At 45.6% G+C, this 13,688-nt stretch carries 11 protein-coding genes; 2 read left to right on the top strand and 9 right to left on the bottom strand.

The genetic code is table 11. The annotated features are described in order from the left end of the window. Positions 1-129: 129 nt before the first annotated feature. Positions 130-1,218, top strand: coding sequence for a GntR family transcriptional regulator (locus C1T21_RS02610; RefSeq protein WP_103047094.1), 1,089 nt, complete (start codon positions 130-132; stop codon positions 1,216-1,218). A gap of 167 nt (positions 1,219-1,385) precedes the next feature. Then, positions 1,386-3,380, top strand: a complete 1,995-nt coding sequence (locus C1T21_RS02605) for a serine hydrolase domain-containing protein (RefSeq protein WP_103047093.1) — start codon at positions 1,386-1,388, stop codon at positions 3,378-3,380. Between the two features lie 171 nt (positions 3,381-3,551). Here C1T21_RS02605 and C1T21_RS02600 read toward each other — a convergent pair whose 3' ends face one another. From C1T21_RS02600 to C1T21_RS02560, 9 genes are all read right to left on the bottom strand, one after another. Next, positions 3,552-5,351: a helix-turn-helix transcriptional regulator gene (locus C1T21_RS02600; protein ID WP_146032469.1), complete on the bottom strand. Its 1,800-nt coding sequence runs from the start codon at positions 5,349-5,351 to the stop codon at positions 3,552-3,554. A gap of 100 nt (positions 5,352-5,451) precedes the next feature. Beyond that, positions 5,452-6,039 carry a sensor domain-containing protein gene (locus C1T21_RS02595; RefSeq protein WP_103047091.1) on the bottom strand — a complete coding sequence of 196 codons (588 nt, stop codon included), beginning with the start codon at positions 6,037-6,039 and terminating at the stop codon, positions 5,452-5,454. A 273-nt stretch (positions 6,040-6,312) separates the two neighbouring features. Next, positions 6,313-6,915: a class I SAM-dependent methyltransferase gene (locus C1T21_RS02590; protein WP_103047090.1), complete on the bottom strand. Its 603-nt coding sequence runs from the start codon at positions 6,913-6,915 to the stop codon at positions 6,313-6,315. Between the two features lie 231 nt (positions 6,916-7,146). After that, positions 7,147-7,680, bottom strand: a complete 534-nt coding sequence (locus C1T21_RS02585; protein WP_103047089.1) for a YceI family protein — start codon at positions 7,678-7,680, stop codon at positions 7,147-7,149. A gap of 279 nt (positions 7,681-7,959) precedes the next feature. Next, complete coding sequence (locus C1T21_RS02580; protein WP_103047088.1) at positions 7,960-9,294, bottom strand: SMI1/KNR4 family protein; 1,335 nt, start codon at positions 9,292-9,294, stop codon at positions 7,960-7,962. A gap of 342 nt (positions 9,295-9,636) precedes the next feature. Continuing rightward, positions 9,637-10,164 carry a hypothetical protein gene (locus tag C1T21_RS02575; RefSeq protein WP_103047087.1) on the bottom strand — a complete coding sequence of 176 codons (528 nt, stop codon included), beginning with the start codon at positions 10,162-10,164 and terminating at the stop codon, positions 9,637-9,639. A gap of 29 nt (positions 10,165-10,193) precedes the next feature. Beyond that, positions 10,194-10,811, bottom strand: a complete 618-nt coding sequence (locus tag C1T21_RS02570; protein WP_258012344.1) for a hypothetical protein — start codon at positions 10,809-10,811, stop codon at positions 10,194-10,196. A 33-nt stretch (positions 10,812-10,844) separates the two neighbouring features. Continuing rightward, positions 10,845-11,405, bottom strand: coding sequence for a DUF4303 domain-containing protein (locus C1T21_RS02565; RefSeq protein ID WP_103047086.1), 561 nt, complete (start codon positions 11,403-11,405; stop codon positions 10,845-10,847). A 267-nt stretch (positions 11,406-11,672) separates the two neighbouring features. Then, positions 11,673-13,637 (bottom strand): elongation factor G, encoded by a 1,965-nt coding sequence (locus C1T21_RS02560; RefSeq protein WP_103047085.1) that lies wholly within the window; start codon positions 13,635-13,637, stop codon positions 11,673-11,675. Between the last annotated feature and the right edge of the window lie 51 nt (positions 13,638-13,688).

Here is a 13,688-nt window from a genome sequence, read left to right as displayed (position 1 = left end):
TTTTGTCTTTAGTATTTATACAGATAGGACAATAGATTATAATAAACTCATAATTATGCTAAAATATGTACATACAAATATTATGGATGCATCAATTAGTATTAGAACAACTTGGAAAGAAGGAATAAAGTGAAACCAAAGTATCAGGTCATCCTTGAGGATATAAAAAGCAACATTCTATCAGGAGCATACAGCGTAGGAGAACAAATTCCAACGGAGTCGGCTTTGCAGGATATATATCAAGTTAGTCGCCAGACGGTTCGAAAGGCTATTTTAGAGCTATCCAATGAGGGTTTTTTAAGAAGTGAAAAAGGATCGGGCACTTACGTCAGTAGCCAATTCCGATCAAAAAACGGCGGGAATTCCAGTAATAAAACCATCGGAGTCATCACGACCTACATTTCTGACTACATCTTCCCTTCCATTATTCGCGGAATTGAAGCCAGATTAAATGAAGATAATTATTCATTGCTATTAGCTAGTACAAATAATGATGTCGCACAGGAAAAGAAAGCTTTAGAGATGATGTTGTCCTTTGGTGTGGATGGCTTGATCATTGAGCCTACGAAGAGCAATCTATATAATCCCAATATCTCTTACTATCTGACGTTCAAGGAGCAGGATGTTCCGTTCATCATGATTAATGCTTATTATGAAGAGTTGGAGGTTCCATTCTTTTGTCTCGATGACGTACAGTCCAGCTATCTGGCAACAAAAGAATTGATTGCTAACGGACACACACACATTGGTATCATTGCCAAAATGGATGATTTACAAGGAAAGCATCGAATGAAGGGATATATTAAAGCACTTGGAGAAGCCAAGTTACGGTTTCACCCTGAGCAAGTGCTCTCATTCTATACAGAGACGAAGCAGGACCTGTCCACCAACTTGAAGAAATTTCTGACCGAACAAAGAGGCGGGTTAACCGCAATTGTCTGCTATAACGACGAGGTAGGATTAGAAGTTGTACATGTATGCAGACAACTTGGGATATCCGTTCCCGAAGATTTGTCCATTATTGGTCAAGATAATTCCTATATTTCCAAAAATGCGAACATCAAACTCACGACATTGACACACCCACAGGAACAAATGGGACGTGATGCTGCCGATTGGGTTATTAAGAAACTGCAAGGGAAAAAGGATCTACGCAACCACACCTATTATCAACCTGTATTAATTGAAGGGGAAACGGTAAAGAAGAGGCTGCAGTGAAAGGGGTTCAATATTCTTTGTAAGAAGCCTAATTGTCATATGACACTTTGGAGTGATTTGGTATGGGTGGGTGACGAAATGTAACTTGTTGGTATGACAAGTCCTTTGCCATACTTGGTTTTGCCAGACGCTATAAGGCAAAAATACATTTCAAGGAGAAACCATTCATGGAAAAAATGATTTACACCATTCTCGCGGTTCTACTATTATCTACTACGATAACTACCGCATGTATGGCACCCAACGGCGCGTCAGTTGCCGCACCCGTTAACGCACCAGTTGCATCTGAAAAGGCTAGCTTGGAGGGGCCGCGAAATGCCAAGGAACTAGAAGCTTTTGCAGATGGTGTTTTTGCGGACAAGATGAAGAAGTTTAATACAGTTGGTTCTAATTTTGTGGTCGTTGCAGGTGGGAAAGTGATGCTAAGCAAAGGTTACGGTTATGCCGACAAGGGCAAAAAAATTCCTGTTGATAAAAATACCGTTTTTCAAATCGGCTCTGTTACAAAGTCATTCACTGCATTGGCAGCTATGCAGTTGGTCGATAAGGGGAAAATGGACTTAAAACACGATATCCAAGAGTATTTAGGAGGAATAAAGGTTCCGAATAAAACAGGAAAAAAACTGACGATGTTTGATCTACTTACATATTCAAGTGGATTTGATGAACCAGATATTCTCATGGAAATGCATCCAGAATACGCGGACAAATATTTTCCAATGAAGAAGTACATTGCATCAAATATGCCAACTGTTGTCAGGCCTCCAGGAGAAGCGTACACTTATGACAATTTTGGTTTCATGCTAGCGGGATATGCTGTAGCAAACGTAACGGGCATGTCATATTCCAAATATATGGAAAAGAATATTTTCAAATCGTTAGGCATGAATTCGACGAGTGTGCGGTTTACCCCCCAATTGTTAAACAGAATGGCTGCTCACTATGGGCCAACAGGTGAACTGATACCCTTGGATGGGTTTAAACCAACTGAAAAACCTGAAGGCGGTATCGTTTCAACAGCAGATGACATGGCGAAGTACCTCATTATGCACCTGAACAAAGGCAAGTACAAAGGTAAAGAAGTGGTGAGTCCAAAGAGCATAGAGCAAATGCACACATACCAATTATTCCCCGATAAGGAGTTCCCGGTTACAACAATTGGATTCGAGGGCTACTTCAAAGAGAAGATGAATAATCAGCATGTGATTCTAAAAGGAGGAAATGTTACAGGCCATTCTTCCTTGATTGTTATTCTGCCTGAGAAGAATACAGCGATGTACATGTCCTACAATAACGACTCCATGATGAGTCTTGACGTGTATGAAGAATTTATGAATCATTATTATCCGAGAAAATCAGAGGTTCCAAAGTCAACCTACGCGACAATAAGTGAGCAGCAGGCCCAAGACTACGTGGGATTATACCAAAACACGCGTATCGCTGCCTTAAGGACGAAGGTTTCGTATTCGGACGGGAAATTAATAATGGAGACAGGAACATCAGGCAAACATACACTAAAAATGATCCACCCTTTATTATTTGAAGATGAATCAGGTAATAAACTGACGTTTAATAAAAATGAAGCAGGCCATATTGCATATTTGTATTACATGCAGCTCCCAGACCTCGTTGCTTATGCGCAAAAAATAAACATTGATTCACCATTTTCTGATGTACCTGCGGATAGTAAGTATATTCCATATATAAACAACCTTAATGCTTTGAAAGTCATGAGCGGAAAGTCAGCCAACCTCTTTGATCCGAAAGGAACGATGACTCAGGGAGAATTCTCAGAAGTGCTGCTGCGCGCCCACGGGTGGTATAAACAACCTTTCATGATTGAACCGAATAAGAAGCAGATGATGGCCGGACTACGTAATTATCAGCCTAATTCTCCTATCACTAGACAAATGGCGGCGGTAATGATCCAGAACCTGAAACAGGTTGAGCCTGGAATTAAGGTTAAATTGAGTGGCGAAACGGATGCTTGGGCAGTTAAAGCAGTCACAGCTCTGGTTTCCCAAGGTATCATGGACCCGAATACCAAGATCAATTTAGACGGCTCCATAGACTTCCGCTCCAAACAGCTTTTGAAGCGTCAAGAAGCCAGTGCCTTATTGGATCAAGCATTTAATTACTATACGTTGCCAATCAGTCACTAATTCAAAAGGTTAACCAGAAAAAGTAAGATAATGATACTTTATATAAGATTTCCTGAACCCCCGATCAAACTGGGGGTTTTCTTGTACAATAAGAAACAAGCGGCTGCTGATGCTGCCGCTTGTTTTTAGTTTTCTCCATATCCAACGGAAATCCGCATAGAGCCGTAAGGTTTATTCCAGAAGCCCTGCCTCCCGGGCTTTTTGCACCGCTTCCTCCCGGTTGCGAACCCCCAGCTTCAGATAGACCGATGACGCATAGTTTCTAACCGTACCATCAGATAAATACAATTTGGAGGCAATGGTTTTATATCGCAGTCCTTTCGACACGGACTGTAAAATTTCAAGCTCCCGTGGAGTTAAGTCATAGGTCGCGGCCACTTTGGTTGTCGACGGATCTTCCCCACTCTTGTCTGCTTCCAGCTGTGCAAACAATTTGTGCGACATCTCCTGATCGATCAGCGTGCCTCCGCGATAGACCGTGCGTATTGTTTCGGCGAGCTCTACCGGCTTCATCGACTTCAATAAGTATCCGTCCGCTCCGCTTCGCAGCGCTTCCAGAGCCTGTCCAGTATCTTCGAACGTGGTGAGAATCAAGATGCGGATGTGGGGCCACGTTTGTTTTATGGTACGGGATGCGGAGATTCCGTCCAGGTTCGGCATGTCCAAATCCATGAGCACCAGCTGAGGCTGAACCTGCCTGCACAGTTCGATGGCTTGCTCGCCATCTTCTGCCACCCCTACGACTTGCAAATCTTGCTGCTCCTCCAGAAGAGTCCGCAGACTTTCACGGATAAAAGGCTGGTCATCGACGATCAACAGACGGATGACATCATCCTTAAGCTCCGTTTGTCGTGGCAGGGTGCAGGTAACGAGGGTGCCTTCGCCCGGTTGGGTGTAGACGCCAACATGACCTTGCAAATTCATCGCTCGCTCTTTCATGGCGTTCAAGCCGAAACCATCCCGTCCATGTTCCATCCCACGGCCGTTATCTTGAATTTCCAGCCTCGTCTGCTGAGGCTCGAATTGCACCAAAACCGTAATCTCCGTCGAGTGTCCATGACGCACGGCATTCGTCAATGATTCTTGCAAGCAGCGATACAGCGCTATCTTCGCTTGCTTCGTTACAGGGTATTCCTCCCCGAAGGCCTGGAAACGAACCGACACCTTAGCATGCTCCTGAAACTCCTCTGCCAGCTTCCGCAAAGACTGAAGCAGTGGGAGTTCTTCATGCGGCGATTCGATTTGATGCACATAGCCTCTCACTTCATCCATATTCTTCCGGGCCAGGTTCAATAGGGAATCGAGCCGTTTCGTTCCTGTATCCGTCTCTAGCTCAGGGCGCAAGGTTTCCAATCCCATAATGAGGGAAGTGTAGGCATGACCGACAGTATCATGAAGCTCTTTGGAGAGCCGATTTCGTTCTTCGGCCAGCGTGATGCGCTCGATTTGGGACAAGTACTGCTCCAGCACCGCATTTTGCTCGCGTATAATTTCGCCTTGACGATGATTGACCATCAATAAATGGAAGGAAAATCCGAATGCATAAGCCGTCCCGAATTGAATGGTCATAACCCAAAAATCAGTCTGCTCTACAAGCAGCTTAATTATAGCGGGTAGGAGCAATACCGATAAAGGACCTGACCAAATATATGTTCTTTGTTTGCTGTTAGCGGCAATTAAAAATGGATACAACAGGAATGTGAGGTAGGCTTCCGGAAAAAACGAAGCTAAATACAAGGACAGCCCGCCCGGGATCACAATCTCGGTAAGCAGGTAGTATCTATAATTGAGCTGCAAGCACAGCCAGGGAACGGAAAAAGCAATAAGCTGCCAAAACACAAGAACCCAAAGCGGCAGCGTGAAATGAGCTTGCCGCTCTATGATAGTGAGCAGGAGAGAAGTACTGCAAATCAAGCGGATCATAAGCATGAACCAGTCGTACCAGAACCACTGCTTTACCATATCGAACAAAACCATCAACCCCTAAGAACTATCAGTATGACATTACGTAACTATTATAGAGCAGAACATCATCCAACAATACTTTTAAATCCAGACCGGGACATTCCGGCTACCGGTTCACACTCTTGATCATAAGACGGGTGTAGCCGCCTAGCATACGCGTCAAGCTGTTCGCAAGCCTATAGCTCACCATAGTGAATACGACTCCTGAGGCCGAAACCAGTACGGATTTTATTACAGTATCTATAAGTACACCCATAAAATAATAATTAAATAGCGGAAAGAGGAGCGGGGTCGCAATCATCGCGAGTGGAGTTATATAAAGCAAGGCTGCACTAATGAGGCTTAAAATCCCCACCGGGAGCTTCAGCATCAGCCAGCCGATAGCGATCCAGTTGCGCCGATTTAGCAGCTCCTTCCTTGCTTGAAGCCAGATAGAGGCATCGGTGTTTATTGGTTTAACGTAAAGCTCTGTGGTAATATCCGTATAGATCTTGGTCTGTATGCGTTCAAATTGCAGGAAGGCGTATGTAGTTCGCAAAATGCGAGTAATCAGAGGAACGCCCGCGACGGTAAACGAAAGACTCAAACCTAATGTAAGAGCGACCAGATAAAAGCAAAAGTAAAACAATCCGGTAGCGAAAGTAAGCAGTAGGAAATAGCCATTTTGAATAAAGCTGACGACGGTTCTTGTCATCAAAGAGCCCACATCCTTTACAAGTAGTAGTCGTATCCTACGGCTCTTGATGTCAAATTGGCCAGTGCCATAATGTCATATGACACAAGGCGAAAGCGGTCTGCAAACCTAATGAGGAAAAACAACTGGTTCTTCGCCATTTTTTAAATATCGCATAGTAATGGTAATCGTCTTTGCAGAGCCAAGCGGCTTTTGATCCAATCCCTCTGCGATGCATGAGAAGACACAAAGCATGGTTTCCGGTAAGGAGAGCCTGATTTCTGCCTAAAAGTTTTATTTTTGAGAATCAAGAATAAACATAGATGCATCTTGTCCCATGAATATTTTACTTCCGTTAAAAAAAGTTTTGGACTGAATATCTCTATATCCTATTTTAGTCATAATGTCAGTCAGCTCTTCTTGATTAAATCCGTTATGAACTATATCTGAAACTACTTTTTCATTTTTATTAAAATCTACGATTAGTAAATGTCCTCCTTCATTTAGAACATCAAATAGCCTTGATAAAACGAATTCAACATCATGAATATGGAGTAGAACCTGAGCCATAAAAATATAGTCAGCATGTAAATCCGTTAGACCTTCCTTTTCAAAATCAAAACATAATGTATCTGCATTCTGAATATGAAGATCAGTAATTTTTTGCTTTATTTGATTAATCATGTTTTGTGAAGTATCCAGAAAAAGCATAGAATTAAAATCATTTAACAAGCTCATTCCGACGAGACCCGTCCCACACCCAAAATCAATAGCATTCTTACTATTAGCGTCAACCACATATTCACGAATGGCATCAGATGATACCTTTGCAATGTGAATTCTCTCAGAAGTGTCATATATATTAGCTATCTTTTCAAACTTATCCGTATTTCCCATGATTACCTCTCCAATCCGCCTTAATAAAATCCTGAATACAACAATATAGAATGATATTCTATCGAAGCAATAGCATTTAGTCCACATTCTTATTAGTAAGCTCTTAGTCTTGGTTCGTTTCTGAACAATTTTGCTTCAACATTTTCGCCCTTATTTGTGATACGGTTCACCACCCTACCTGTAACGGCAAGTTTAAAGACCACCCCGCTAAAAGGATGGCCTTGAGGATCGCTACTCTATTCTAATTGCCTCGATATAAAGCTCGATTCTCACTTCATTACCGACAACAATCCCGCCTTTTTCCAGATGCGAGTTGAATGTCAAGCCAAATTCATTGCGTTCGATACTGGCTGTTGAATGAAATCCTACACGTTCCCGGCCGCGAGGGTCTTTGTTTAGTCCTTCAAAAACGGTATGAAAAGTAATGGGTTTTGTTACTCCATGCAGAGTTAGATTGCCCGTAAGTTCATATTGCCTTTCGCCAGCAAGGACGCAGCTGGTGCTTTGAAACGTAATGGTTGGATACTTGGCTGCATGAAGGAAGTCGTCGCTCTTCAAGTGCTCATCTCGTTGCGATTGGCGAGTTGTGATACTATTTGCATCTATGGAAGATTGAATACCCATGGTTGTTAAATCATTGGGGTCAAAATTCAAGATCGCTTGGAAATGCTCGAATACTCCTTTAATTCTACTAATCTTTAAATGCGTCACCGAAAACTCGACGGAACTGTGGTCCGGATCCACTTCCCAATTGATATTGCTCATAAATAAATTCCACCTCTATGATAAGATTTTGAGAAAGGTCGCCCCCTCTCCAAACACTGCGCTATTCGCATACTCCTAATGTACAAAAAAGCTACTGACAACGGGATGTCAGTAGCTTTTTTGCATTTTTTTGGCTTCCTCGTAAATCCGATTTCGGAATGTTCAGGCTCCGCCACGTCAAAATTAAATCGAAGGTGAGCTCGCAGGTGCCGATCATCTGAGGGTGATACTCTAAACCTTATTGGTTTACACTTTATGGATACTCTATGTACACCTTCTTCACCACTCGTCTTTGTCGAAATAATCCTCTGGCAAATGCAGTTCTCGCAAACAACCGATAAATTTTTCTCTGAAATTCGGATTGCTTTTGTATTGCGGCCATACCTCCTTATAGTAAGGCAACAACCCCTCATGAGGAATAATACCCCAGTATAAAATCGAGTTATTCAGAACCTGCGGGCCGCCCCCCATCAACATCTGTTCTATGATCTCCCAGCTTCCCAGCTTGTTTTCGCAACTGCGCGCGGCATAGATGGCAGTGGTTTGCATTTTCGGGTCAGCGTGACACAAGAAAGGCGCAAAGTTATGGAGAGTAACCGCACCGTAATCTTCCAAGATATACCCTGCATAACGCAACGTTTCCGGGTCGTGAATCCTGTCAAGCCTTTGCAAGATCACTGGAATAAACTCCGTTAAATCCTCAGTTTTACTGGAAGCGTGCAGAATCTGTAAAGCTTGCAGAAAATCCTCATGTTCATCCGATTGCAACAGCTCCAGAAGATATGTTCTACCCGTGTCAAAAGAGGTTTGGCAGATGAGCCAAATGGCTGTGGTTCGATTTTTGGGGCTTTGCTCTGCAATATTTTTCAAAAAATCAAGGGTTGGCTGAGAGACTTTCTTAAACTTAAACATTCCATCAAGCGCTTTGGCTTGGATTTCTTCGTTTGGAGCGCTCTGATAAATCTGGATCAGCGCATTCTCATCACCCGGCATTCGACTGCCAAACCACCCGATATCATAATCCAGAATAATTTCATCCAGCCAACGCTCGTACCAGTCCAGAAAGCTGTCTTCATAGACAAAGAAAAAAGGATGATCGGGATGGAAATCGGAGGTGTACACAATTCTCCCCCTGTATTTCCCTTCAAGTACGAGATACATGTCATATTCGCAGCCTTGGGTGCCTATGCACAACATACCGCCCAACACCTTATTACAGGTGTCGTCGTATTCCTCATCGGGAATGTCCTCATCCGTGGTCAGGGGCTCAATCAGATGGTTCCATTCCTCTTTGGTCATCCCGGGATGCAGAACGGATTTTGCAAGGAGTGCCTGGCGCTCGGTGTAGGAAGTTGCCTTTCCAATTGAATAAATTCCATAATAGGGGCCGGCGCCTCCGTTGCCGATTTTCGTTAAAAACAGCGCGTAAGGCTCAGGAAGTGTGACCTGATTGTGGGTTTGCCAGTCTGCCAGTTCTTTTGCTGTAAGCTTCTCTTTAACCCTATATTGATGTGAGGATGCTCCAAACACCGAGAAATCCGCATCTTTGCGCATGGCTTGACTCAGTTTGTTTTTTATTCGATCCAGTTGCGTTTCTTTCTTCCCAAACCACATATTTGAACCCTCCTGTTGACCATAGCCAGGTTTCCTTTGTTTGCTTATCCAGCAATTTTATTATTTTTTCTATGGGTCGTACCTCTTTAAAATGATATGTATCTTTAAGTAATCTTTCATTGTAGCTTCTCTTAAGGTCACCACTGAACCACCTTAGAGTACCACAGAAAAAAATCCATATGAATGGAATCCATATGAGGGCCAACACGAATTTGTTAGGATACGGACACTTGGCAAATTTGATGACAAAGACCGTGATCATTTTTATTCTTGTTAGAAAGTGTTGGTGTGGGCTAGGCCCCTTTGACCACTCAAAGGGGCTTAAAGTCCACAGGTATACGATTATTCGTTATCCGGCGTGACCGGACTGGCCGGGGGCATCAAGCCTTTAACGGCGCCGAGAAACGGGCGAATGGACTTGATCATACCGTAGCCCATCTTCACGACCGGGACAAATTTCTGGATCATGCCGAACAGCCGCAAGCCGCCGCCGAGCATACCGCCAAGACCTCCTGCGCCCGCAGTGGAGCCGCCAAGGCCGCCTAATAGCGAGCCCATCATCGGCAGGAAGGCAGATACCTTGGCGTCCGGCTTGCGGGAGCGCGAACGGCCAGACGGCTTGCGAGCGCCGCTTTTCCGGTTGCCGAGACGGACGCCCGGGGCATGCGAACTGGCTCTGCGTTTGAGAGATCGGGAGTCTTGCTTCCCGGAAGAAGCGCGTGGGGGAGCTCCAGCACTGGCAAGTGTCAAGCCGCCGCGATTAATGTCGGTGATGTAGCCGACGTAAGTCTCTCCGCTGTGCAGGGTGACACAGACCGGACGGCCCTGAAACTTCTTAGCCCGTGCACGTATCTCTTTCGATTGTGCCATGGAAGTTCACCTCGCTCACTGATTATAATTCAGTTTACGCCAGGGGCGGGCTGCCTGCTTGTGCGAATGGGGCATACGCACGCCAAAAATCGCTTGATGGGCTCGTCGCCGTTCAAGAACGTTTCGGGGTAACCATCTTCATCTACCTGAACTAAAAAAGAGAATGACTCCTCCTTGAGCTTCGTAAAATAATAGTCTTCATTTTGAATAAGTCTCGGGTTTCCGCCCACTTTGATCAAAAAAGGCTGATCCATCGATTTTTCGTCATGGCTTAGTTCCCCGTCTGAAATTGCATGCTTTACAAGCCCTGGGTTAGTAAACATATCTTTGGCGCTTTCAGTTGAAATGGGATGCTCAATCACCTTGACCGAGCAATTAGGATAAATGTTGTTTTCCAAATACTCCTCATAGTCTTCAGGGATGAAAATCGAAATCATGCTCTCCGGTTTAAAGGGATGGACGAGGCTCAAGTAAAAAACGTATTTTTGGTTACCTTCGTGGATGAGGTCCGATTGATCATCAAAGAATTCAGGTGCATTCCCGCCGATCCAGCCTGCACTATGTTCGTTCGATAGGGCCGATCCCACATAATAAAGAATACAATCTGTTCTCTCAACTAAAATATTCATTTGATTTTCATTAGGCATTTTACAACTCTCCCTCAAGAAACGCGAATGCCCTTACTCCGCTGCTTCCACCAGCCATGCTTGCATAACCGGAGACTCCGCCCGATTCAAACGTAAGGCGATTTCGGTATTAGTCTCATCCGGCGGCATGACCTCGACAAGGACGCATACAGACTCTCGCGGTTGATTCAAGGCAAACACGCCTTCATCATCGAGCATTTTCATCGCCAGCTCCATGGCCTTCAGCCTCGAATCAAATTCACGATTCCATTCGTCAGCTTCAAGCTCCGCAATAGAAGGACGCCTCATAAACAATTGTTTAACATCATCGAAGTCCTCATCCCTGAAACAACAATAGGGTGAATCGGCATAGGACCATTTGATGAGTTCCGCAATCGTTGACCCCGGCATGTCACTTTCTTCTCCTTGCCTGGCCGCTTCCCTCTCCAAGGCCTCCCATGACCAGGCGGAGATGCTTGGCGCATGTCCCTCTCCAGTAGTAAATAGCGTGCAGTAATAGTAACGTTCGCCATTTTCAAAAAGAGTGCGAAAGGACGTCCTAGCCACATCGGCAATCTCTGCCGCCAGCGCCTCTATTCCTTGCGTCGGTTTCATGACATTCGCCCCTTAGCCCTATAAAATATATATCTTATTTCCATTATAAAAATTGTTTGTCCTAAATCTACCTACTTTCTACCTGAATCCTGGAAATATGGGCGATTTACTCCCTCATGATAAAAGAGGATGTCTCTCCGTTATTTTTCGGCTTTGAGACACCCTCTTTTGAACTATTTTGCATCCACTACAACATTTTTACCGTCACTTGAGGTATGGTTTTTTGCTCTCCTACCTGGAGTTTCATCTCCATTAGAGCAAGCTCATTCAAGGTTCTAATTCAAGGTGCATCTTGGCTTCCGCCTCATCCCATGGCACCGAGTAACCCGCCCCCTTGGCGCAAAAGATGGAGGAGGATGTATACAGTGGGTCTGCCCCTTTGCGGTAGCCTATCCGCTCTATGACTTCCTCCGTATTATGGCAGCGATCATAGCCGCTGAACACGCAGCGGATACTGCCTCGTCCATGCGTAAAGGATGCAAATTCGGCACTGTAGTTCATGAAAGTCGACACGGGCACCCTGCCCGTGACCACCGCTTGCGTTCCGGTTGTCTGCGGCGGATTAAAAATACCTGAAGCACGCTGAATATCGGACAGTACCCTGCCCATTTCATCGATAGCGACCTTGATTTTGAAATCGTAATAGGGCTCCAGCAGCACGTTGTCCGCCTTCTCCAGTCCCTGTCGTAGTGCTCGAAAGGCAGCCTCACGAAAATCGCCACCATGGGTATGTTCTTTATGCGCGCGGCCCCTCAGCAGCGTAATGTTCACGTCGGTGACCGGCATGCCGGTCAGCAGTCCGTGATGCTCCCGTTCATAGAGATGATTCCGAATCAGATTCTGATAGCTGACATTCAGATCATCGGCATGACATCTGCTATCGAACAGGATGCCGTTGCCCCTTTCTCCCGGTTCAATCAGCAGATGCACTTCCGCATAATGCCTGAGCGGTTCGAAGTGGCCGTACCCTTTCACAGCCGATTGAATCGTTTCCTTATACAAGATTTCCGGTTGTCCAAAAGAGATAGCAAAGCCAAACCGCTCTCTAACAAGCTGCTCCAGCACTTCCAGTTGAATCAATCCCATGACGCGGATAGAAATCTCCTGCAATTTCTCATCCCAAACGACGTTCAGAGACGGCTCCTCCGCCTCCAGCATGCGAAAAGCACCGAGCACCTTCTGTACATGTATCGAATTGTCGAATAATACCTTCGATTGTAACGTCGGCTCCGAATCGTAAGCTAACTTGTCTGATATCGACCCCAGGCCTTGTCCGGCCTCGGCGGCGGACAAGCCAGCAACCGCAAACAAATCGCCAGCTTCCACTTGTTCCACCGGCTGCGATTTAAGGCCGTTAAACAAGAAGAGCCGCGTAACTTTTTCGTCATATTGAACCCCGCCGCTCTCGTAACTAAGCTGTTCTCTCACCTTCAGCCGACCACCCAGCGCCTTAATGAACGTGAGTCTCGCTCCGCCTGCATCATGCCGAATTTTATAAGCCCGCCCCTGGAACGAAGCATTCTCGTCATAAGTGGTTGTCGTCAGCAGATGCAGCTGATCCAGAAATTCAATGATGCCTGTATCCTGAAGCGCAGAGCCGTAAGCACAGGGGAAGAGAAGACCCGCCGCTATCATCCTCTGCAAGGCCTCCAGCCAGAAGCCGGAATCCTCTCTTCCCTCCAGGAATACTTCCAGCAAGGCTTCGTCCCGCTCCGCCATGGCCTCCCGCAGCGGCTCGCCGACTATGCCGTCAGCGAAGCTCTGTGTAATGCAACATACTTCCCCCGTCAATTGCTGACGGATATCCGCCTCGGTTCTGCCTGCATCCGCGCCGATCCGATCCGTCTTGTTGATAAAAAAGAAGGTCGGAATCGGATGCTTGCGCAGCAGCTGCCAGACCGTCTCCGTATGGCCCTGGACACCTTCAACTGCGCTTACAATCAGAATGGCATAATCAATGACCTGAATCGCCCGCTCCATCTCCGGGGAGAAATCGACGTGTCCGGGCGTGTCTATTAAATAATAGCTGTCTCCTTTATATTCTATTACCGCCTGATCTGCGAACACCGTAATACCCCTTGCCCGCTCGATGTCGTGGCTGTCCAGAAACGCATCCTGATGATCCACCCGCCCCCGCGACCGGATACTGTTCGTATGGTACAGCAGCTGTTCCGCAAAAGTTGTCTTGCCTGCGTCCACATGGGCGAACAGGCCAATCGTTAGTCGCTTCATAGAATCCCACTTTCAACGCTTCTTGTTGATACTGCTCATTTTATTAAAGCA

It is taken from the genome of Paenibacillus sp. F4, assembly GCF_002894905.1.
Taxonomy (GTDB): domain Bacteria; phylum Bacillota; class Bacilli; order Paenibacillales; family Paenibacillaceae; genus Paenibacillus; species Paenibacillus polymyxa_B.
The sequence above is the reverse complement of the archived record's forward strand: the minus strand, read 5'-3'. Positions and strand labels throughout refer to the sequence as shown.